Origin of the sequence: Cobetia sp. UCD-24C (assembly GCF_001306765.1) — a bacterium.
GTDB classification, from domain to species: Bacteria; Pseudomonadota; Gammaproteobacteria; order Pseudomonadales; family Halomonadaceae; genus Cobetia; species Cobetia amphilecti.
This window is the reverse complement of sequence record NZ_LJTD01000006.1, coordinates 31,711-53,076: the sequence shown is the minus strand read 5'-3', so window position 1 is coordinate 53,076 and position 21,366 is coordinate 31,711. Positions and strand designations below refer to the sequence as shown.

The following is a 21,366-nucleotide window of genomic DNA, read 5'->3' as shown; positions in this document are numbered from 1 at the left end:
GACCGACCATCGCCCGCGTGAGATGCATTTCCGCTCCCTTTCTTCGCCCAGCAGGACACCGTGATGACCGAGATCCGTGATCGCCTCGCCAAGCTCAACCCCCGCCAGCAGGAAGCCGTGCGCGCCATCGATGGCCCCTGTCTGGTACTGGCCGGTGCCGGATCAGGCAAGACCAGCGTGATCACGACCAAGATCGCCTATCTGGTGCAGGAGTGCGGCATGAAGGCACGCAACATCGCCGCCGTGACCTTCACCAACAAGGCGGCGCGCGAGATGAAGGAGCGTGTCGGCAAGATGCTCAAGGGCCGCGAGGGCCACGGGCTGATCGTCTCGACCTTCCACACCCTCGGCCTGACCATCATCCGCGGCGAGCTGAAGACGCTGGGCTACAAGCCGGGCTTCTCGCTCTTCGACACCGATGACGCCAAGGTGTTGATCAAGGAGCTGATGCACAAGGAAGCCGACACCGACGCCGAGCAGATCAACGCGGTGCAGAGTCAGATCTCCACCTGGAAGAATGACCTGATCCTGCCCGGGGCGGCGCTGTCGCATGCCGAGGACGAAGACGCCCAGTACGCCGCGGTGATCTACGAGGCCTACAACCGGCACCTCAAGGCCTACAACGCGGTCGACTTCGATGACCTGATCCTGCTGCCGGTGGTGCTGTTCCGTGATCACCCCGAGGTGCTGGCGCGCTGGCAGCGGCGCATCCACTACATGCTGGTCGATGAGTATCAGGACACCAACATCAGCCAGTACCTGCTGGTGAAGATGCTGATGCAGGAGCGCCAGACCTTCACGGTAGTGGGCGACGATGACCAGTCGATCTACGCCTGGCGCGGCGCGCGCCCGGAGAACCTCGTCACCCTCGGTGAGGACTTCCCGCGCCTGAACCTGATCAAGCTGGAGCAGAACTATCGCTCCACCGGCATCATCCTGCGCGCGGCGAACACCCTGATCGCCAACAATCCCCACGTCTACGACAAGACGCTGTGGTCGCAGATGGGCGATGGCGACCCGATCCGTATCATCATGAATCGCAACGAAGAGGCCGAGGCCGAGCGTGTGGCGGGCGAGATCCTCACGCGGCGCATCAAGGAAGGCGCCGAATGGCGTGACTTCGCGGTGCTCTATCGTGGCAACTTCCAGGCGCGCCTGCTGGAGCTGAAGCTGCAGCACTACCAGATTCCCTACAAGCTCTCCGGCGGCACCTCCTTCTTCGGGCGCAACGAGATCAAGGACGCGATGGCCTACCTGCGTCTGCTGATCAATCCGGCGGACGACAACGCCTTCCTGCGTATCGTCAATGTGCCGCGGCGGGAAGTCGGGCCGGGCACGCTGGAGAAGCTGGCCAACTACGCCACCGGGCGTGGCGTGTCGCTCTACGCCGCCTGCAGCGAGATGGGCCTGCGCGAGCAGCTGAGCGAGCGTGCGCTGGACCGCCTCGGCCGCTTCACCCACACGCTGGACCGTGTGCGCCGCGAGATGGATGCCGGCCAGTCGATCAGCGCGATCCGCGAGCTGTTCCGCGAGGTGGATTACGAAGGCTGGCTGTATCAGAACGCCAGTGCGCCCAAGATCGCCGAGCGGCGCATGGCCAACGTCTGGATTCTGGTCGATCAGCTCGAGAAGTCGATCAGCGGCAATCCACAGGAAGAGGTGGAGGAGCTGGAGGGCAGCGAGGCGATGATCGGCGATACCGAGACCGGCGATGTCGCGGCGGCCATCTCACGCCTGGTGCTGCGCGACATTCTCGAGCAGCAGGCCGAGGAAGATGACTCCGACCGCGTGCAGCTGCTGACGTTGCATGCCTCCAAGGGCCTGGAGTTTCCGCATGTCTACGTGCTGGGGCTGGAGGAAGACCTGCTGCCGCACCGCAACTCCATCGAGATGGACACGGTAGAGGAGGAGCGCCGCCTCGCCTACGTGGGCATCACTCGTGCCCGCCGTACATTGGTGCTGACGCTGGCGCGCCAGCGCAAGACCTACGGCGAGATGATGGACTGCGTGCCGAGCCGCTTCCTGGATGAGCTGCCGCCTGAAGACCTCGAGTGGGAAGGGCGGGCCGACAAGCCGCAGGATCAGGAGAAGAAAGTGGCCCGCGGGCGGGATGCCATCGCGGGCCTGCGTTCGCTGCTGGGCTGATGTTTATTGTCGGGTACTGTGCGCTGAGACTCAGCGCACGGAATCGAGCAGGTAATCCACCGCGGCCTTCACTTCCTCATCGGAAAGCGCCGGGTTGCCGCCCTTGGCCGGCATGGCATTGAAGCCTTCGATGGCGTGGGTGTAGAGCGTCTCGTCGCCCTTGGAGAGACGGCCTTCCCAGTCGCCGGCCTCGCCCAGGCGCGGGGCACCGGCGGCGCCAGTGGTGTGACAGGCCATGCAGATGCCACCGTAGACCTTCTCGCCGTCTATCGCGCTGGCGGCACTGGCTTGCCCGCCAGCGCCGCTGTCCGCCGGCGGCGAGCTCGCTGCCGAGCCATCACCGGCGCAGGCATCGCCCTTCACGCATAGCTCGCCCACCGGCTTGAGTCGCTCGGCAATCGCCTCGCGGGAGTTGTCTGCGGCCTGCGCGGATGCGCTGACAAGCACGCTGAACAGCATCGCGCTCAATGAGAGTGACAGGGAAGAGCGCTTGAGGGGAAAAGCAGCTGGCCGGCGAGCTTGCATGGCGTGCACCTTTTGGGGCTGTGTATCGAGCCAGTATAGCGCTCGCCGGAGGCGCAGCAACCGCGTGGCTGGCGGGATATCTCGACATCGTAGAATCAAGACGTTACCATAAGCGCGCCTCGGTTCACTGCAACCCTGGCATGCGCGCCCATAGCTCAGCTGGATAGAGTACTGCCCTCCGAAGGCAGGGGTCGCAGGTTCAAATCCTGCTGGGCGCGCCAACGAATTCCCGTCACCGGCGCCATCGCCGGTCGACACCCGAAAAGCCCTCGTACCTCACGGTGCGGGGGCTTTTTGCATCGCGGCGTGCGGCAGCGGCGCAGGCGACTTTCTTTGACGTCATCAAACGAGTGTTCTAAAACGGAGTGAGCCACGCCGGCGCTTCTGCTCGCGCCGGTCGCTGTCGCCTGGTACGCCATACTCGTGGCTGTCTGCCTTCGCTGCCGGCCTCGCCGGCCCTCACTGGATGTTCTCATGACGACTGCCGCCCCTGTTGATCCTGCTTCGCCTGAGTCTGCTACCTCAGCTGAATCTGCTACCTCGTCTAATGAGAGCAGCGAGACTGCCACTCGGGAAATCACGCGCATGCAGGCGCTGCTGGAAGACCAGCGCGCCGCCTACGGCCTGTCGCCGATGCCCAGTGCCGACGAGCGCCAGGCCTGGCTGACCTCGCTGCGTGATGCGCTCAAGTCACACGAGGAGGCCTTGATCGCGGCGATCAGCGCCGATTTCGGCCACCGCAGCGCCCATGAGACGCGTCTGGCCGAACTGGTGCCGAGCTACGAAGGCATTCGTCATGCACGCCGTCACCTGAAGGGCTGGATGAAGCCCTCCAAGCGTCATGTCAGCGCTGCCTTCCAGCCGGCCTCTGCGCGTGTCGTCTATCAGCCGCTGGGCGTGGTCGGCATCATCGTGCCCTGGAACTATCCCCTCTATCTGGCGATCGGCCCCTTGATCAGCGCCCTGAGTGCCGGCAATCGGGTGATGATCAAGATGAGCGAGTTCACCCCCGAGACCGCCGAGGCGCTGCGCGTGATGCTGCTCGATGCCTTCGATGAGGTGCAGGTGGCCGTGGTGATCGGTGAGGCCGATGTGGCGGCGGCCTTCTCGGCCTTGCCCTTCGACCATCTGCTGTTCACCGGCAGCACGGCGGTCGGCAAGCATGTGATGCGCGCCGCGGCGGACAACCTGACCCCCGTGACGCTGGAGCTGGGCGGCAAGTCGCCGGTGATCATGTCGCGTGAGCTGATGGCGGATGAGGCGCAGTGTCGTGAAGCGGCGGGGCGGCTGGCTTTCGGCAAGGGCATGAACGCCGGCCAGACCTGCGTCGCGCCGGACTACGTGCTGTGCAGTGAGGACCAGGTCCCGCTGCTGGTCACGGCACTGGGCGAGGCCTTCCAGCGCTTCTATCCGCGCTTCTGCGAGACGCAGGACTATTCGCGCATCATCAATCAGCGTCAGTACCAGCGCTTGCGAGAGGTGCTCGAGGATGCCCTGGCGAAGGGCGCGACACTCAGGCCTCTGGTCGATAGCCCCGACTGGAATGACCCGGAGCTGGTCGAGAAGCGTCTGATGCCGCCGCTGGCGTTGCTCGATGTGACGGATGAGATGCGCGTGATGCAGGAGGAAATCTTCGGCCCGCTGCTGCCGATCGTCGGCCTGGCGGACCCGGGGGCAACGGATGAGGCGGAGGGCGAGACGGGTGCGAAGGACACGCTGCTGGAGGCACCGGCGGATACGCTATCCGTCGCGATGGCCTATGTGAACGCTCGACCCCGGCCGCTGGCACTTTATTACTTCGGCCACGACAAGCATGAACAGCAGCGGGTCACCGAAGGCACGCATGCAGGCGGAATGTGCCTGAACGACACCCTGCTGCATGTGGCGCAGGATGACATGCCGTTCGGCGGTATCGGGCCGTCGGGGATGGGCCATTATCATGGCAAGGAAGGCTTCCAGACGCTCAGCAAGGCCAAGGGAATCTTCGCCAAGGGGCGCATGAATGGCGCGCGACTGATGTATCCGCCCTATGCCGACGGGCCGACAGCGCGCGCCATCCATGGTCTTATCCGCCGCCTGCTGATGCGCTAGGCGCCGTCAGCGGTGCAGGTCGCCGGCACTTTCCGGCTGGTAATGCAGCGCCTCGATACGCACCTCGTGCAGGCTGCCATCCGGCAGCCGCCACTCGATGAGGCTGCCGACCTTGAGGCCGAGCAGGGCAGCCCCCAGTGGCGCCAGCACCGACAGGCCATCCTGCTGGTCGGGCAACGCATGCGGATAGACCAGCGTACGCACCAGAGTCTGCTGGCGAGTCAGGTCCGTGAACTCCACGCGGCTGTTCATGCTGACGATATCGGCGGGCACCTCGTGAGGCTCGACGACCTCGCCGCGCTCCAGCTCATCCTCAAGCTGTTCTGCCACCTGACGGTCGGCGGCGGCAACGCGATCAATCAGGCGCTCGAGGCGTTCGGCGTCCAGACGATTGATGATGATCGAGGGAAGTGTGGCCATGAGACCTCCTGTCAGTCGTGGTGTCAGCCCCTTGCGAGCAAGGCCTTGCGGGACACCAAAAAAACAGCCCTCCGCCGGGAAGGGCGAAGGACTGTGTGCAGAAGTCATCATATAAACTTCGCTCGGCGATGGATAGCCCATTCAGGCAACTGAGGTCAGCGCGAGGACAGACCCGCTCACTCCCGCGTCAGGCGCTGGAGCTGACGAACAGCCAGTCAGTGATCTCGTCGCGATTGAGCACGACCAGCTGCTGGGCGCGCGGAGACTCTTCCAGATGGTCCGGATTGATGCCCAGCTCGCGCAGGACGTACTGCACCAGAGCGCCGCGTGTCGGCAGGTGCAGCTCGCCATCCACCATGCCGTGGTCCTGCTCTATCAGGCCGCGCTCGGCGGGCGTCAGGCGCGGGTCGGCGCCCAGTTTCAAGGTGACGCGCGTCTCCCAGCCTTCATCGCACTCGCGCTGGCTGCCCTCGAGGGCTTCACCGAACAGCTCCGGCACCGCGCGGAATCGAGACAGCACGAAGTCACGAAAAGCCCGGTTCTTCTCGCAGAAGGCGCGCACATGCCAGCGGCCAGCGGCGTAGACCAGCGTATGCGGACACAGGATGCGCTCCTCCCCCTGGGGAGAGTTGAGAGAGGCATAGGTCACCTCGAGGCGTGCGCCCTGACTGGCGGCTTCGATCAAGGCCCTGACCACCGGCGGACTGGCGCTGCGTGACGGCAGGCGCAGGGCCTCGGTGTTTGCCTGGCCTAGCCCCAACCCGGTGAAATGCGGATTCAGATTGTCGTGATTGCCCAGCAATTGCAGGTATTCATCGACCTCACCCCGCGTCAGCATGGGGCAGAAATTCGCCGACGGACGGTAGCCCTTGATGACGGGGTCATACTCGAGATTGTTCTCGGCGACCGTCTCGCGGTAGGTCTTCATGACGCGCGAGGCTTGCTGTCTGGCGATACCGAAGGCGTTGCCCAGATGGCGCGAAGTGACTCGCCCCTCCCACAAGGCGATGATCTCGATCAGGCGGTAACGCGCCAGCGTGTCCCATGGCAGGACTTCGAGGCGTTGCTTGATGCTCATTGCTGAATCCTTTCATACGGGTCTTCTGGAGCGTATTCGTGACGCATTGCACACACCGGGCTTGGCAATGGCGACACATGGCGAGTGCTCACGAGGATCGGTAAGAGGACCCTGCTCCGGGTGGCGTGTGGCGAACAAGTCTTCGTTAACTGCAGGATATGCATAAAGAAAGCTCCGGCAGAAGATACCTGCTCCGTTGCGTTGACCCTAGTGACTGCGCATCGACGTCTCGTTTTTGCGTCGTCCAAACGCGACGCATCATTAGAATTCGACGATTTATCCTCGCTCGGTGACGTGTGATTGCGCGCTATCAATAGATCAAGATATTACGTTGCGCAGGGGCGTTGGCCGCGTGTGGCATGCTCTGAATGAAGACGCTATATGCGCAACACGAATATGCCTCATATAACCCTCATTTAAGTGTTAGAGATGCCTCAGGCCAAGGTATCGCGCAAAGTTCCCTTATTCTGCGAGCCCTAATAGCGACGCACTTCCTGCAATGACATTCATAAGTATTAGAGAGATGGTCATGCTGCCCTTTGCGGCAACAGCGAAAAGTGCTCAAACGCAAAAGACCCGCCGAGTTGGCGGGTCTTTTGCGTTTGAGCACGATGCCCCCTGCCATCAGGCAGGAGGCTGGCTGGGCCAGCTTACTTGCTGGCGCGCTTGCGCTCGTTCTCTTTCAGGTACTTCTTGCGGATACGGATGTGCAGCGGAGTGACTTCCACCAGCTCATCGGAATCCAGGAACTCGATCGCCTGTTCCAGGGTGAAGCGAATCGGCGGCGTCAGCACGATGTTTTCATCGTTGCCGGTAGAACGCATGTTATCGAGCTTCTTGGCCTTGGTCGGGTTCACGACCAGGTCGTTGGCGCGGTTGTGGATACCGACCAGCATGCCTTCATAGACTTCGGTACCGTGACCGATGATCAGCTTGCCACGTTCCTGCAGAGTGTACAGGGCGTAGGACAGCGCCTTGCCCGGCACCATGGAGATCATGACGCCGTTGCGACGCTCGACACCCGCGCCTTCCTTCAGATCACCGTAGTGATCGAAGCGGCTGGTCAGGATGCCGGTACCGGAGGTCAGGGTCAGGAACTGACCACGGAAGCCGATCAGACCGCGAGACGGGATGATGAAGTCCAGACGCACACGACCCTTGCCATCCGGGTTCATGTTGGTCAGCTCGCCCTTGCGGTAGCCCAGCTCTTCCATGATGGAGCCCTGGTGCTGCTCTTCACAGTCGATGATGACTTCTTCGTACGGCTCCTGCTTCTTGCCGTCGATTTCCTTGATGATGACTTCCGGACGGCCCACGGCCAGCTCGAAGCCTTCACGACGCATGGATTCGATCAGAACGGAGAGGTGAAGCTCACCACGACCGGAGACGACGAATTTCTCCGGAGTCTCGCCCTGTTCGACGCGCAGTGCGACGTTGTGGATCAGTTCCTGGTCCAGACGCTCACGGATGTTGCGGCTAGTGACGAACTTGCCGTCCTGACCGGCGAACGGAGAGTCATTGACCTGGAAGGTCATGGAGACGGTCGGCTCATCGACGGTCAGCGGCGGCAGCGCCTCGACAGTGGCGGTGTCGCAGATGGTGTCGGAGATCGCGAGGTTCTCGATACCGGTGATGCAGACGATGTCGCCGGCAGTCGCCTTGTCGGTCTGCACGCGGTCCAGACCCATGTGAGTCATGACCTGGCCGATCTTGCCCTTACGGACAGCGCCTTCCTTGGTGATGATGGAAACCTGCTGACCCGGGCTGACGGCGCCGCGCTTGATGCGACCCAGACCGATGACGCCGACGTAGCTGTTGTAGTCCAGTGCGGAGATCTGCATCTGGAACGGACCGTCCAGCTCGACCTTCGGCGGCTCGACGATGTCGACGATGGACTGGAACATCGGATCCATGGTGTCTTTCAGGTCTTCCGGATCCATACCGGCAATGCCGTTGAGGGCAGAGCAGTAGATGATCGGGAAGTCGAGCTGCTCGTCAGTCGCGCCCAGGTTGTCGAACAGATCGAAGATCTGGTCAACGACCCAGTCAGGACGAGAGCCCGGACGGTCGATCTTGTTGACGACGACGATCGGCTTCAGGCCCTGGGCGAATGCCTTCTGGGTCACGAAGCGAGTCTGCGGCATCGGGCCATCGACGGCATCGACCAGCAGCAGCACGGAATCGACCATGGACATCACGCGCTCGACTTCGCCACCGAAGTCAGCGTGCCCAGGGGTATCCACGATGTTGATGTGGTAGTCATTCCACTGGATCGCGGTGTTCTTCGCGAGAATGGTGATGCCGCGCTCTTTTTCCTGGTCGTTGGAATCCATGATGCGTTCCTGACCCTCGGCCTTGCGGTCCAGGGTGCCAGACTGACTCAGGAGCTTGTCGACCAGGGTAGTTTTACCGTGGTCAACGTGGGCGATGATGGCTATGTTGCGAAGTTTCTCGATCACGACGGGAACCTGTGCGGAAAATGGGCGCTCGCGTACCGGGCGCTTGTGATTTGGGGCGCATTATAGGGGGCATGGCATGCCTCCTGCCAGCATCGTGCATTCACGAGGCGAGTCAGCGAGTGCCTTCAATTGGCCTGAAGTGCCCAAATGGTTGTCTCTCAAGTCTTTTCCGCGCCCTTGTCGCGGATGAAAAAAACTTGTGAGTCGAGGCAAACATGAGGATGAAAGAAAGAAATGACCGCAATGTGATGCTGACGTGATCATCGGGTGTGAGCGGAGAAATCCCCGGGATTCAGCGTTTTGCACCAATGTGGAGCAGCGGCGTTTTTTGGTGCACTCAAATGATGAATCTGCACTGCGCGGCAAGAATTTTTGCACCTTGTCGGCCCATCTTTGGTCGGGTTTTCGTGCTGCATGCATGAAGATGGTGATGTTTTTTTTCAGCATATTCATGAGCTTACTGAAATGAGCGGTGCGGCGTGCGCCATTCTGGCACGCTCGCTGCATTGTTAGAGCATCCTGTCTGATGGCTGGCATAACGACGCCGACCATGAGAGAAAAGGCTTACAAAATAGAGCAATAACCCCAGACAACGCTGACACCAACTGTAACCAGAGCCGCCGGCTCCATCGGAGAATTACCATGGCTGAGAAGACACTTGCCCTGATTGAAGAACACGAAGTCAAGTGGGTTGATCTGCGCTTCACCGACACCAAGGGCAAGGAGCAGCACGTCTCCATCCCGGCGCGTACAGTGGATGAGGAATTCTTCGAGAACGGCCAGATGTTCGATGGTTCCTCCATTGAAGGTTGGAAGGGCATCAACGAATCCGACATGATCCTGATGCCGGACGACGGCACTGCCTTCCTCGACCCGTTCACCGAAGACACCACCCTGGTGCTGCGTTGCGACGTCATCGAGCCGGCCACCATGCAGGGCTATGAGCGCGACCCGCGTTCCGTCGCCAAGCGCGCCGAGGAATTCCTGAAGTCCACCGGTCTGGGCGACACCGCCTTCTTCGGTCCGGAGCCGGAATTCTTCATCTTCGACGAAGTGCACTGGAAGAACGAGATGAACGGTTCCATGTTCAAGATCTCTTCCGAAGAAGGTGCCTGGGCGACCGATTCCACGCCGGAAGGCGGCAACCTGGGTCACCGTCCGCGTCTGAAGGGCGGCTACTTCCCGGTCCCGCCGATCGACAGCTTCCACGATATCCGTGCTGCCATGTGCAACACCCTGGAAGCCATCGGTCAGGAAGTCGAAGTTCACCACCACGAAGTGGCGAACGCCGGCCAGAACGAGATCGGTGTCAAGTTCAACACCCTGGTCAAGAAGGCCGATGAGGTTCAGGAACTCAAGTACGTGATCCACAACGTGGCTCACGCCTACGGCAAGTCCGCGACCTTCATGCCCAAGCCGCTGGTCGGTGACAACGGTTCCGGCATGCACGTTCACCAGTCCTTCTGGAAGGATGGCGACAACCAGTTCGCTGGTGACGAGTACGCGGGTCTGTCCGAAATGGCCCTCTACTACATTGGCGGCATCATCAAGCACGCTCGTGCCCTGAATGCCTTCACCAATGCGTCCACCAACTCCTACAAGCGTCTGGTGCCGGGCTTCGAAGCGCCGGTCATGCTGGCCTACTCTGCCCGCAACCGTTCCGCTTCCATCCGTATCCCGTACACCGCCAGCCCGAAAGGCAAGCGTGTCGAGGCGCGTTTCCCGGATCCGACGGCCAACCCGTACCTGGCGTTCTCCGCGATGCTGATGGCCGGTATCGACGGTATCAAGAACAAGATCCACCCGGGCGACGCGATGGACAAGAACCTCTACGACCTGCCGGCCGAAGAAGCCAAGTCCATCCCGACCGTGGCCGAGAGCCTCGAACAGGCCCTGACCGCGCTGGACGGCGATCGTGAGTTCCTGACCCAGGGCGGCGTCTTCACCGACGACATGATCGATGCCTACCTCGAGCTGAAGGGCGAAGACGTCCAGCGCCTGCGCATGGCGACTCACCCGCTCGAATTCGACATGTATTACAGTGTCTAAGTGCTACAGCGCCCAAGTACTGCAGCGTCCAAGCGCTGCAGAGGTTGAGGCAGACATTCGCTAGTCACGCCATCTGACGGAGTGCCTTCCCGGTGAAGGCCATCCACGGACGATGACGACAGCAGGGCCACACCGACAGGTGTGGCCCTGTTTTTCATTATGGCCCTGCTTCGTTCTATCTCTTTGCTCTGATCATTTGCTCTGCCCCTGATCCTTTTCCCTGAGATCGGCCATGCTGATGACAGACCTGCAGGGCGCGGTGGTAGCCTTGCGTGACAGTCAATGCACACAGGCGTCTTGTCGAAGGCCCCAAATGCTGGCATCAACGCGGTAAGCTTTGTAACTTGTTAGCCTTGTCATCAGGCAGCAGGATCGCCTGTCGATAGACCCAACCCGCTGGAGCTGCCTGCGGCTTCTGGCCTCCCATGACTCTCTTCAGGAATCTTCGGATGTGGCCCTTCGTATCCTCCCTGCGCGTCGCGAACCCCGCGACTGACTCGCGTGCACTGCCAGCAGCGCGCCCCGAGCCACTGCAGTGCCTGCTGCTGGCAGCGACGCTGATGCTGTCGAGCCTGTCGTTCGATCTACAGGCGGCCCAGGTCTATCGTCACGTCGATGCCAACGGCAACGTCGTCTTCAGTGATCAGCCTGCGGGCGGCAGCAAGGTGCAGCTGACGCCGCTCAGCGTGGTGCCGTCGACGGAATCCCTGCCGCCGCGGCGCAGCACGCCGTCGCGCGTGAGTTCTTCCTCATCCAGCGAGAGCACCCGCACCCGGGCGCCTGCGGTGGATGTGGCCTTCCGTGGCTATACCACCTTTACCATCCAGAGCCCGTCCAACGAGGAAACGCTGCAGACCGGGCAGGCGGGCAATCTGGCGGTGCGCCTGGGGATCGAGCCCAAGCTACGCCCGGAAGACAAGGTGCGCGTGACCGTGGACGGCGCACCGTCTCAATCCGCCATGCACAGCACCGTCTTCATGGTGCCGGCGCTGGAGCGTGGCAAGCATGTCATCCAGGCGGAGTTGCTGGATTCCACCGGCCGCGTGCGCCAGACCAGCGAGCCGAAGGTGGTCTATGTGCAGCGCGCCAGCGTCAATCTGCCTCGCAACCCCAACAACCCTGCCAATGCTGGCGGTGGCTAGCAGCGTCTGGGCGGCCTTTTTCTTCGCGCGTTTCTCCTTCGCTGACAGGCCGCCTTCGGGCGGCTTTTTCGTGTCTGGGACAGTCGATGTCGGGCCGCCTGGCGGTGAAGCGAGGCAACGCGAGTTCGAGCGCGATTTTTCGTCTGCACCATTTTGGTGCCAATGTGAGGGGCCAGAAATGGTTGCACAGCATCGGACGCCGTGTTCTCGGTGCCTGCACCAGACTGGCGCGGTTATTGCAGAACAGGGAGACGTACTGCAGATGGCGAACAAACCCATGCATCAACGACTGCTCGAACACCTGAACACTGCCGTGGTGGTGCTGGACTCACAGCTGCAGATGGTCTGGATGAATCCCGCCGCGGAGACGCTGCTGGCGGTGAGTTTGGTGCGTGTGAAGGGCAGTACGCCCGACAACATGACCGGGCTGGATGACACCCTGATCAATGTGCTGCGCAAGGCGCTGGAGGAACAGCACCCCTACACCCAGCGTGAGGCCGAGATCATCAACGCGGCCAATGAAGCGCTGACGGTGGATTTCACCGCGACGCCCATCAGCGCCAATGAACTGCTGGTCGAGATAGAACCGCGTGACCGCCTGATGCAGATCTCGCGCGAAGAAGCGCTGATCGCCCGTCAGGAGGCGGTCAAGGTGCTGACGCGTGGTCTGGCGCACGAGGTCAAGAATCCGCTCGGCGGCATTCGTGGCGCCGCCCAGCTGCTCGAACGTGACTTGCCCGAACCGCAGATGGTGGAGTTCACGCGCATCATCATCGAGGAGGTGGACCGTCTGCGTGATCTGGTCGATCGCATGCTTGGGCCGAACCGGCCGCCGTTGCAGGCGCCGGTCAATGTGCATGCGGTGACCGAGCGGGTGCGGGCCTTGCTGCAGGCGGAAGGCAGCGCCATCACCTTGAGCGCCGACTACGACCCGAGCCTGCCGGAGGTGATCGGCGACGAAGGTCAGCTGATCCAGGCGGTGCTCAACATCGCGCGCAATGCCACCCAGGCCCTCAATGAGCAGCCACAGCCCGATTCACCGCAGCCTGACGCCGCTCCCTACGAGATCACGTTGCGGACCCGCGCTCGCCGGCAGTTCACGCTGGGCCATGAGCGCCACCGGCTGGTCTGCGAGCTGGCGATCATCGACAACGGCCCCGGCATACCGGAGAGCCTGCGCGAGACGCTGTTCTACCCGATGGTCTCGGGGCGCGCCGAAGGCTCAGGGCTCGGGCTGTCGATCGCCCAGGGCATCCTGCACCAGCATCAGGGGTTGATCGAGTGTGACTCGCGCCCCGGCCATACCGAATTCCGATTACTCATTCCGCTAGCCGGCACTTCTGGAGATCACACATGAGCGAGACTGCCCGCGTCTGTATCGTCGATGACGACCGTGCCATTCGCTGGGTGCTGGAGCGCGCTCTGGCACAACCCGACCTCGAGGTGGAAACCTTCGAGCGTGCCGATCAGGCCGAAGCCAGCATCATGCGTCAGTGCCCGGATGTCCTGATCACCGATATCCGCATGCCCGGAACCGATGGTCTCGACCTGATGGCGCGCGTGCGCGAGAAGTACCCGGACCTGCCCGTCATCGTGATGACGGCGCATTCCGACCTCGACAGCGCCGTGGCCTCCTATCAGGGCGGCGCCTTCGAATACCTGCCCAAGCCGTTCGATGTCGATGAAGCGCTGGCATTGGTACGGCGCGCCGTGGCGCATGCCCGTGAATCCAAGGCGCCCGCCGCCGTGCCGGAAGGGCTGACCAAGGAAATCATCGGTGAAGCGCCGGCGATGCAGGAAGTCTTTCGCGCCATCGGCCGCCTGTCACAGTCGCATATCACCGTCTTGATCAACGGCGAGTCCGGTACCGGCAAGGAGCGCGTGGCCCAGGCGCTGCATCAGCACTCGCCGCGCGCCGCCAAGCCGTTCATCGCGCTCAACATGGCGGCGATTCCCAAGGACCTGATGGAATCGGAGCTGTTCGGCCACGAGAAGGGCGCCTTCACCGGCGCCACGGCGCTGCGCCGCGGGCGCTTCGAGCAGGCCGATGGCGGCACGCTGTTCCTCGATGAGATCGGTGACATGCCCGCCGAGACCCAGACCCGCCTGCTGCGCGTGCTGGCCGATGGCGAATTCTATCGTGTCGGTGGCATCACGCCGGTCAAGGTCGACGTGCGCATCATCGCCGCGACGCACCAGCACCTGGAAAAGCTGGTCGAGGATGGGCGTTTCCGTGAGGATCTCTTCCACCGCCTCAACGTGATTCGCGTGCATCTGCCGCGCCTGTCGGAGCGCCGCGAAGACATTCCGCGCCTGATGAGCCACTTCCTGGGCGAGGCCGCGCGTGAGCTGTCGACCGAGCCCAAGGTGCTGACGGAGGCCGCGGAGAAACACCTGACGCGCTTCGACTGGCCGGGCAACGTGCGCCAGCTCGAGAACACCTGTCGCTGGCTGACGGTGATGGCCTCGGGGCGTGAAGTGATGATCGAGGACCTGCCGCCGGAGCTGCGCGATGCCAGCGGCACCGAGGCAGCCTCCGGCGATTGGCGTGGTGCCTTCCGCGAGTGGGCGGACCGCGCACTCGCCGCCGGCCACACCCATCTGCTGGAAGAGGCGGTGCCCGATTTCGAGCGCATCCTGATCGAGACAGCCCTCAAGCATACCGGTGGCCGCAAGGGTGAAGCCGCCGAGCTGCTGGGCTGGGGGCGCAACACCCTGACCCGCAAGCTCAAGGTGCTGCTGCCGGCGCTGGCCGAGGACTGAGGAAGGCCTGAGCGGGCTGGAGACAAGGAGAACAGGGTGCCACAATCCCTGTTCTCTTTTTTTATGCGCGTCATTCACCTGTTATCTGCTCGCAGGCGCCAGTGCTCGGCGCCTGCCAAGGAGTTGCCTGATGTCATCGATGAGCTGGGAGCGACTGCTGGAACCGAGTCGCCTGCATGACGCACCGGGCACCGTATCGCGTGAGATGGGGCGGACTCCCTTCCACAAGGACCACGACCGCATCGTGTTCGCGGGCTCCTTCCGTCGCCTGGGGCGCAAGACCCAGGTCCACCCGCTGACCGACAACGACCACATCCACACGCGGCTGACCCACTCGCTGGAGGTCGGCTGTGTCGGTCGCTCGCTGGGCATGATGGTCGGCGAGAAGCTCAAGGAGCAGTTGCCCGACTGGATCACACCGTCGGATCTCGGCGTCATCGTCCAGACCGGCTGCCTGGGGCATGACATCGGCAACCCGCCCTTCGGCCACGCCGGGGAGTACGCCATCCGCGACTGGTTCGCCGCCGAGGCCGCCAGTGATCACGGTCGGCTGGCCGGGCTGAGCGATGCCGAGCGCGAGGACCTGCTCACCTACGAAGGCAATGCCCAGGGCTTTCGCATCGTTACCCAGATCGAATACAACCAGTTCCATGGCGGCATGCGCCTGACGGCAGCGACGCTGGGCACGCTGCTCAAGTACCCGTGGACGGTGGAGCACGCCACGGCGGGCGGCAAGTTCGGCTGCTATCAGAGCGAGCGCGTGCTGCTGGATCAGGTCGCCGAGCGCTGCGGGTTGCTGGCGCGGGCCGATGGCCGCTGGTGCCGTCACCCGCTGGCGTGGCTGGTCGAGGCCGCCGATGACATCTGTTATGCGCTGCTGGACCTGGAAGATGGCCTCGAGATGGGCATCCTGCAGTTCGAGGAAGTGTTCGAGATTCTTACCGGCATCAGCGGTGGCGAGCCGCGCGAATACCAGGAGATGGTCGCCCGCGGCACCTCCCAGCGGCGCAAGGTGGCGGCACTGAGAGGTGCCGCGATGGAGCGTGCCGTCAATGATGTCGCCGAGGCTTTCGTGCAGCGCGAGACGGAACTGCTGGCCGGCACGCTCAGTGAAGACCTGCTCGACCTGTGCCACCCCGACCTCGGCTGGGGCGTGCGGGAAGCCAAGAATCTGGCGCGCCAGAAGATCTTCCGCAACGAGCGCAAGGCCAAGCTGGAGATCGGCGCCTACACCACGCTGGGCATCCTGCTCGAGGCCTTCATCGGCGCTGCGCATGAGCTGCATACCAAGGGGCGCTCCAGCTTCAAGCATCAACGTGTGCTGGCATTGATCGGCGAGAACACGCCGACCAAGGACTGGGATCTCTACCGCAGCTATCGGCGCATGCTCGACTTCATCGGCGGCATGACGGACCACTTCGCGGTGGATCTCGCCCAGGAGATGGGCGGGCGCCTGCGCGGCGACTGAGCCCGAGGCGCCATCAGCCCGATCATCTCAAGCCTGATTACACCCACCAGGGAACGGCAACGGTGCCGTTCCCTGGTGGATGCCTGCTCTCCGGTCTGACATCTGCTGCCTTTGCTGCGCCTTCCCTGCGTCTTACCCCTCTGTGGCTGCCCACCTCTGCGCTGCCTGTTCTGGCTGTGTCTTCCCTGCTGATTTGCCTGTCGCTGCCAGCCCTGTCGTCGTGCTTCCTGCTCTTCCCTTGGCCTGAACGCCAAGGCCTGCCATGCGCTAATAAATGACTTGCTTGCGTTAAATTAACTTTACGTAGGCGCTTGGATCGTTGTACTAGGATTGTACGCAGTGGGGATGCATGTATCGCAATCACTCATGATAAGCTGTTATCATGCATAGCAATAACGATAAATGAGGCTTATATATGAGCAAGGAAACCCGAAAGGTATCCGCCAGGGCGGCGGGGGATCGGCCGGAAAAGCCCTTCGACATGATCGACAAGCCGACCTTCTTCGGCTCGATCTTCCTGCTGTTGGCAGTGACGCTGCCCCTGGTCATCTTCCCCGAGCAGGGCGCGATGTGGGTATCGGCGGCCAAGAACTTCGTCACCAGCAAGCTCGGTGTGCTCTATCTGCTGCTCGGCGTGGGGGCCGGCGGCTTCATGATCTACATCATCTTCAGCGACATCGGTCAGATAAAGCTCGGTGATGCCGAGGAGAAGCCCGAATTCTCCATCGTGTCGTGGGCGGCGATGCTGTTCTGTGCCGGGATCGGGGCCTCCATCCTGTACTGGTCGATGATCGAGTGGGTCTACTACTACCAGTCGCCCCCGTTCCATGTGGAAGGCCAGACACCGGAGGCAGCGGAATGGGCCGCGGCCTACGGCATCTTCCACTGGGGCCCGCTGGCATGGGCGATCTACCTGATTCCCGCCGTGCCGATCGCCTATTTCTACTACGTGCGTCACCACAGCGTGCTGAAGATTTCCGAGGCGCTGATGCCGGTGCTGGGTGAAAAGCTGGCACATGGCTGGCTGGGCAAGCTGATCGATATCAGCTTCATCTTCGGCATGCTGGGCGGCGGTGCGACCACCCTGGGTCTGGCGGCACCGATGATCAACGAGGGGGTGCACGAGCTGTTCGGGGTGCCCAAGTCGCTGACCACGCAGATCGTGGTGTTGCTGGTGTGTACCGCCCTGTTCGGCTACAGCGCCTACGTGGGCCTCAAGAAGGGCATCAAGCTGCTGTCAGACATCAACTTCTGGCTGGCGGTCGGCCTGTTGCTGTTCATCTTCATCGCGGGGCCGACCCTGTTCATGGCCAATACCGGCCTGGATGCGCTGGGCCGCGTGATGAGCAATCTGATCCACATGGCCACCTGGCTTGAACCGTTCGCCGAGTTCAAGGGCTTCGAGGACACGCACTTCCCGCAGGACTGGACCATCTTCTACTGGGCCTGGTGGCTGGTGTTCGCGCCCAGCGTGGGGCTGTTCATCGCGCGTATCTCGCGGGGCCGCACCATCCGCGCCATGGTCGCCGGTTCGATGTTCTTCGGCACCATGGGCTGCTTCCTGTTCTTCATGGTGATGGGCAACTACGGCCTCTACCTGCAGCTGTCCGGTGAGCTGGACGTGGTCACCATCCTCAATGACCAGAGCCCGACCGCAGCCATCTTCGCGATGCTGCACACGCTGCCGCTGGACTACGTGGTGATCTTCGCCTTCACGCTGCTGGCGCTGATCTTCACCGCGACCACCTTCGACTCCATCTCCTACATTCTGGCCGCTGTGGTCCAGAAGGAAGTCGATGAAGAGCCGATGCGCTGGAACCGCCTGTTCTGGGCCTTCGCCCTGTCGTTCATGCCCATCGTGCTGATGTTCATCGGCGGGCTGGAGACCCTGCAGACGGCCTCCATCATCGGGGGTGTGCCGCTATTGGCAGTGGCCTTGATGCTGTGCATCTCCATCGTGCGTGCCGCGCACTATGACCTGCGCTACCAGCCGGATTACACGGTCAAGGAAATCAACATCGAGGAATTCCCGGCAGATGACCCCTGGACGGAAGAGGGCTCATGGGATCTGCCGGAAGATGACATTCCCGCCGCCGGCAAGCCGGTGCAGGACCCGCCCAAGGATCATATCGAAGGCGACCCGCACAGCCGTCCCTCACGCCTTTGAGGAGATGAGCCGCCTGGCCGGTTGAACGGCCAGTACCAGACGACAAGACGCCGCCCATTGGGCGGCGTCTTGTCGTTCAGGGCAGGCAAGGGCGCAGCGCGTGGCACGCCCGCAAGATGTCAGCCGGTTTCCTCGAGTGTCGCGCGGCGCACCCGGCGCGGCGTCAGTAGCGGTGGTGTCGGGTCGTTGTCGCTGCTGTCGAGCGCCAGATGGCGGAGGATGGCGGCACCGATGCGCCGCGAGCTGTCCGGGATGCCCTGATTGCCGAACAGGCGGTTGAACTCGAACACGAGCGGATGGCCATCGATCATCGCGATATCGAAGCCGGCATGATCGACACTCAATGCCTCGGCCAGGTGCAGGGCCAGGGCGATGGCGGGCGCCGGAATATTGTCGTAGGCCGTCTCGCCGCCCTGACTGACATTGGAGCGATAGCCGCCCAGCGGCGTGACGCGCCAGTAGGCGGTGATGACTTCGCCACCCACCACCACGATGCGCAGGTCGCGGTCGATCTCCAGGCGCGGCTGGGCATACAGCACCGGATGCTCCGCCGCATGTGCTTCCAGTTCGCTACGCGACTGGATCAGCTTCACGCCGACGCCCATCGAGCTTTTGACTTCCTTGACGATCAGCGGGTAGCCGAAGCGCGCTTCGATATCGTCGATTGCCTGACGGCTGGCGCCGCGAATCTCGGTCGGTGGCACATTGTCCGGGCAGATGGCCTGAAAGACGCGTGTCTGCTCGACCTTGTCGTGGCCGATCGCGTAGCTGGGCAGGCTGGGGAAGATGCGTTTGCCGAGGCCGTAGACCAGGGTGGTGATCTGCCAGTATTCGGGAAACAGCAGGATATCGGCGGCGCGGATCTCGTCGAGGTGATCCAGCATGCGCTCCGGCTTGATATAACGAACACCGGGAATGCCGAGGGTACGAAAAGCGTCGAAGGTGATGAGTTTCATGCGGGATATGTCGCCAAGAGCGCCATCATTGCGATAGCGCGATAAGGTTGCCAAGGCTGGACCGGCGCGTATTTAACGCCGGGCGGGGCGCCTTGGCAAGCCTTTGTCTGGCGCGGCCATGCTCCGAGGGGCCGGAGCATGGCGGAGGATCAGTTGGTGGCGAGGCGCTCGGCCTGAACGCGGTCGAGAATCGCCTCGTTGATGCGCTGCTTGAGGGCGTCATCCAGGCTCGGGCAACCCTCTTCGGGGGCCATGCAATGGGTGCTCAGCCACTCGGCCAGGCCCTCGCCATTGACGACCTCGGGGTCATTCTCGCGCTGGGTTCCCTCGCGCACGATCTGCCAGCCCGGCAGTGCCAGCAGCCCCTGCACCGGCACGTCGACACCGCATTCACGTTTCAGCCAGGCGGCCGTCCAGTCGCGTGCGGTACGTGTCTCGCGCAGTGGTTTGCGCTCGCGATAGCCCGGGAAGTACAGGCGACCATCCTTGAGCTTGACCTCATCCTTGAGTGCGCCCAGCGCATCCAGCGGCCGCGAGCGCGCCTTGGTGCGAATGGCGTAGGCGCCGGCGGGGGTGACCACCAGATGATCGATATGGAAGCCATCAGCCGGCACGTCGTGATAGACCATGCTGGTCAGCTGTTCCGGGCGGATCAGCTGGTCGAGTTCCTGACCGATGGACAGCTCGCAGGCCAGCCCCAGCTTGAGCTTGCGGATGCGCTGGAAGTGACGCGTCAGGCGCAGCGCGAACACCAGCACCAGCAGCGCACAGGCCAGACCGTAGGCGGCCCACTCAAGCCAGTTCTGCTCTTCGCCGAACACCATGCGCCCCATGCCGTAGACCAGCGGACTCAAGGTGATGAGCGGCCCGAGCGCCCCGTCGAGAAACAGCGCCTGGAAGGCCTCGTCGAGACGATCGCGCAGGCTCTGGCCCGGTTCACGCAGCTGGCGGCGGGTCAGCGGCGACTGGATGCGCCGCTCATGCAGGCCGCGCATGCCCAGCACCACCAGTGCAATGGCACCCAGAGGGGTAAGGAAGAAGACAGGTAACAGGTATTCCAGCCAATCCATTGGGGTGTCCTATCGGTGAGAGACGGGCCTACTGGTCAAGTCGAGCGTACTGGTCAAGTCGAACGTACTGATCGGGCCGGGCGCACGCGCCATCAGTGGCCCAGCGCACGCGGCAGCGGCGTGAGCGGGATCTCGACCTCGCCCTGTGAGGTGCTAGTGTCACCCAGCACCGGCACCGCGCTGTCATTGATCCAATACAGGCGACCCTCGCTGCGCACATCGGCTTGCAGCGCATAGCGATGGCCTTCCTCGATGGCATTGCGGTCGTACTGCAGGCTGACCGGGAAAGGCCCTTCACGCAGGCCGCCATAGCGGGTACTGGCAATCAGCCCGGCCTCGGCGTCGGCGCGGGAGACATCCACCAGGCGCACTTCCAGCATCGCATCCGGTGGTGCGGTGAAGGTCTGCTGTGGCACCACGCGTGCCTCCAGCTGCGTGAAGTCCGGGCCGGTCATGCAGCCACCCAGCCCGAGCGTGGCCAGCAGCAGGCCAGAGAGCGAGAGCGTGCGAGCCGAAGGCCGGCGTGGCGTGATGAAGTTCAGCATGGAAATCCCTTGTGCAGCGAGATGGAAGGCAAAGGTGCGCGCAGCAGGCGTTCAGCCACCGGCCAGCTTGACGGTATAGCCCATCCGCGTGAGTTCAGCCTTGAGCGTCTCGCGGTGATCGCCCTGGATCTCCACGATACCATCCTTGAGGCTGCCGCCAGTGCCGCACCGCTGCTTGAGAGTCTTGGCCAGGGCCTTGAGTTCCTTCTCGGCGAGCGGAATCCCGCTCACGGTGGTCACGCCCTTGCCCTTGCGACCGCTGGTCTCGCGACGGATACGCACCACGCCATCGAGGCTTGCCAGGCGTTCACGCTCGGCGAGGTCGGCACATTCGCACTCGGCTTCGGCACGCCGACACTCAGGGCAGGTTGCGCCATGTTCGGTGGAATAGACAAGCCCGGACAGTTGATCCTTGAGCGAGGCCATGATGTCTCCTGCGATACGGTGATGAATGATCAATGCCAAACGGAATCTCGAAAGGATACCTG

At 62.8% G+C, this 21,366-nt stretch carries 16 protein-coding genes and 1 tRNA gene; 9 read left to right on the top strand and 8 right to left on the bottom strand.

Annotated elements, in window-relative coordinates:
• Positions 1–63: 63 nt before the first annotated feature.
• Complete coding sequence (gene rep / locus AOG28_RS10010; RefSeq protein WP_054556336.1) at positions 64–2,145, top strand: DNA helicase Rep; 2,082 nt, start codon at positions 64–66, stop codon at positions 2,143–2,145.
• A 30-nt stretch (positions 2,146–2,175) separates the two neighbouring features.
• Here rep and AOG28_RS10005 read toward each other — a convergent pair whose 3' ends face one another.
• On the bottom strand, positions 2,176–2,670 hold the full coding sequence (locus tag AOG28_RS10005; protein ID WP_082388674.1) for a c-type cytochrome: 495 nt from the start codon (positions 2,668–2,670) through the stop codon (positions 2,176–2,178).
• A gap of 144 nt (positions 2,671–2,814) precedes the next feature.
• Here AOG28_RS10005 and AOG28_RS10000 point away from each other — a divergent pair.
• Positions 2,815–2,891 (top strand) — tRNA-Arg (locus AOG28_RS10000).
• 364 nt (positions 2,892–3,255) lie between these two features.
• Positions 3,256–4,761: a coniferyl aldehyde dehydrogenase gene (locus tag AOG28_RS09995; protein ID WP_054556334.1), complete on the top strand. Its 1,506-nt coding sequence runs from the start codon at positions 3,256–3,258 to the stop codon at positions 4,759–4,761.
• Positions 4,762–4,767: 6 nt separating this feature from the next.
• Here the strand turns inward: AOG28_RS09995 and rnk are convergent, their stop codons facing one another.
• From rnk to typA, 3 genes are all read right to left on the bottom strand, one after another.
• On the bottom strand, positions 4,768–5,181 hold the full coding sequence (rnk, locus tag AOG28_RS09990) for a nucleoside diphosphate kinase regulator (RefSeq protein WP_043331775.1): 414 nt from the start codon (positions 5,179–5,181) through the stop codon (positions 4,768–4,770).
• Positions 5,182–5,368: 187 nt separating this feature from the next.
• Entirely contained in the window at positions 5,369–6,259 is an 891-nt protein-coding gene (locus AOG28_RS09985; protein ID WP_043331776.1) for a WYL domain-containing protein, read from the bottom strand.
• Between the two features lie 650 nt (positions 6,260–6,909).
• A complete protein-coding gene (gene typA / locus AOG28_RS09980; protein WP_043335760.1) occupies positions 6,910–8,718 on the bottom strand; it encodes a translational GTPase TypA in 1,809 nt (602 codons plus the stop codon).
• Between the two features lie 642 nt (positions 8,719–9,360).
• Here typA and glnA point away from each other — a divergent pair.
• The 6 genes from glnA (at position 9,361) to AOG28_RS09950 (ending at position 18,307) form a co-directional block, all read left to right on the top strand.
• The gene (gene glnA / locus AOG28_RS09975) at positions 9,361–10,767 is read left to right on the top strand and encodes a glutamate--ammonia ligase (protein WP_043335758.1); all 1,407 of its coding nucleotides are present in this window, start codon (positions 9,361–9,363) and stop codon (positions 10,765–10,767) included.
• Positions 10,768–11,216: 449 nt separating this feature from the next.
• Complete coding sequence (locus AOG28_RS09970; RefSeq protein ID WP_054556333.1) at positions 11,217–11,909, top strand: DUF4124 domain-containing protein; 693 nt, start codon at positions 11,217–11,219, stop codon at positions 11,907–11,909.
• A 262-nt stretch (positions 11,910–12,171) separates the two neighbouring features.
• The gene (glnL, locus tag AOG28_RS09965; protein WP_264158090.1) at positions 12,172–13,266 is read left to right on the top strand and encodes a nitrogen regulation protein NR(II); all 1,095 of its coding nucleotides are present in this window, start codon (positions 12,172–12,174) and stop codon (positions 13,264–13,266) included.
• Positions 13,263–14,672, top strand: coding sequence for a nitrogen regulation protein NR(I) (gene ntrC / locus AOG28_RS09960; RefSeq protein WP_043335756.1), 1,410 nt, complete (start codon positions 13,263–13,265; stop codon positions 14,670–14,672). The genes glnL and ntrC overlap by 4 nt, the downstream gene beginning before the upstream one ends.
• A 130-nt stretch (positions 14,673–14,802) precedes the next feature.
• A complete protein-coding gene (locus AOG28_RS09955) occupies positions 14,803–16,140 on the top strand; it encodes a deoxyguanosinetriphosphate triphosphohydrolase (RefSeq protein WP_043335753.1) in 1,338 nt (445 codons plus the stop codon).
• Positions 16,141–16,555: 415 nt separating this feature from the next.
• Positions 16,556–18,307, top strand: coding sequence for a BCCT family transporter (locus AOG28_RS09950; RefSeq protein WP_054556332.1), 1,752 nt, complete (start codon positions 16,556–16,558; stop codon positions 18,305–18,307).
• Positions 18,308–18,426: 119 nt separating this feature from the next.
• Here the strand turns inward: AOG28_RS09950 and AOG28_RS09945 are convergent, their stop codons facing one another.
• The 4 genes from AOG28_RS09945 to AOG28_RS09930 all read right to left on the bottom strand — a co-directional run bounded on the left by AOG28_RS09945 (position 18,427) and on the right by AOG28_RS09930 (position 21,304).
• Positions 18,427–19,263 (bottom strand): ATP-grasp domain-containing protein, encoded by an 837-nt coding sequence (locus AOG28_RS09945; RefSeq protein ID WP_054556331.1) that lies wholly within the window; start codon positions 19,261–19,263, stop codon positions 18,427–18,429.
• Between the two features lie 149 nt (positions 19,264–19,412).
• A complete protein-coding gene (locus AOG28_RS09940; RefSeq protein ID WP_054556330.1) occupies positions 19,413–20,333 on the bottom strand; it encodes a nuclease-related domain-containing protein in 921 nt (306 codons plus the stop codon).
• A 92-nt stretch (positions 20,334–20,425) separates the two neighbouring features.
• Positions 20,426–20,878: a YbaY family lipoprotein gene (locus tag AOG28_RS09935; RefSeq protein ID WP_054556329.1), complete on the bottom strand. Its 453-nt coding sequence runs from the start codon at positions 20,876–20,878 to the stop codon at positions 20,426–20,428.
• Between the two features lie 51 nt (positions 20,879–20,929).
• Positions 20,930–21,304, bottom strand: a complete 375-nt coding sequence (locus AOG28_RS09930; RefSeq protein ID WP_043335744.1) for a translation initiation factor Sui1 — start codon at positions 21,302–21,304, stop codon at positions 20,930–20,932.
• Between the last annotated feature and the right edge of the window lie 62 nt (positions 21,305–21,366).

What these genes read in the sequence shown, in the direction of transcription:
- AOG28_RS09985 (WP_043331776.1), bottom strand. Translation starts at nt 6,259, where the DNA reads ATGAGCATCAAGCAACGCCTCGAAGTCCTGCCATGGGACACGCTGGCG.
- AOG28_RS09950 (WP_054556332.1), top strand. Translation starts at nt 16,556, where the DNA reads ATGAGCAAGGAAACCCGAAAGGTATCCGCCAGGGCGGCGGGGGATCGG.
- AOG28_RS09970 (WP_054556333.1), top strand. Translation starts at nt 11,217, where the DNA reads ATGTGGCCCTTCGTATCCTCCCTGCGCGTCGCGAACCCCGCGACTGAC.
- AOG28_RS09940 (WP_054556330.1), bottom strand. Translation starts at nt 20,333, where the DNA reads ATGGATTGGCTGGAATACCTGTTACCTGTCTTCTTCCTTACCCCTCTG.
- rnk (WP_043331775.1), bottom strand. Translation starts at nt 5,181, where the DNA reads ATGGCCACACTTCCCTCGATCATCATCAATCGTCTGGACGCCGAACGC.
- AOG28_RS09955 (WP_043335753.1), top strand. Translation starts at nt 14,803, where the DNA reads ATGTCATCGATGAGCTGGGAGCGACTGCTGGAACCGAGTCGCCTGCAT.
- glnL (WP_264158090.1), top strand. Translation starts at nt 12,172, where the DNA reads ATGGCGAACAAACCCATGCATCAACGACTGCTCGAACACCTGAACACT.
- glnA (WP_043335758.1), top strand. Translation starts at nt 9,361, where the DNA reads ATGGCTGAGAAGACACTTGCCCTGATTGAAGAACACGAAGTCAAGTGG.
- AOG28_RS09930 (WP_043335744.1), bottom strand. Translation starts at nt 21,304, where the DNA reads ATGGCCTCGCTCAAGGATCAACTGTCCGGGCTTGTCTATTCCACCGAA.
- AOG28_RS09995 (WP_054556334.1), top strand. Translation starts at nt 3,256, where the DNA reads ATGCAGGCGCTGCTGGAAGACCAGCGCGCCGCCTACGGCCTGTCGCCG.
- AOG28_RS09935 (WP_054556329.1), bottom strand. Translation starts at nt 20,878, where the DNA reads ATGCTGAACTTCATCACGCCACGCCGGCCTTCGGCTCGCACGCTCTCG.
- AOG28_RS09945 (WP_054556331.1), bottom strand. Translation starts at nt 19,263, where the DNA reads ATGAAACTCATCACCTTCGACGCTTTTCGTACCCTCGGCATTCCCGGT.
- AOG28_RS10005 (WP_082388674.1), bottom strand. Translation starts at nt 2,670, where the DNA reads ATGCAAGCTCGCCGGCCAGCTGCTTTTCCCCTCAAGCGCTCTTCCCTG.
- ntrC (WP_043335756.1), top strand. Translation starts at nt 13,263, where the DNA reads ATGAGCGAGACTGCCCGCGTCTGTATCGTCGATGACGACCGTGCCATT.
- rep (WP_054556336.1), top strand. Translation starts at nt 64, where the DNA reads ATGACCGAGATCCGTGATCGCCTCGCCAAGCTCAACCCCCGCCAGCAG.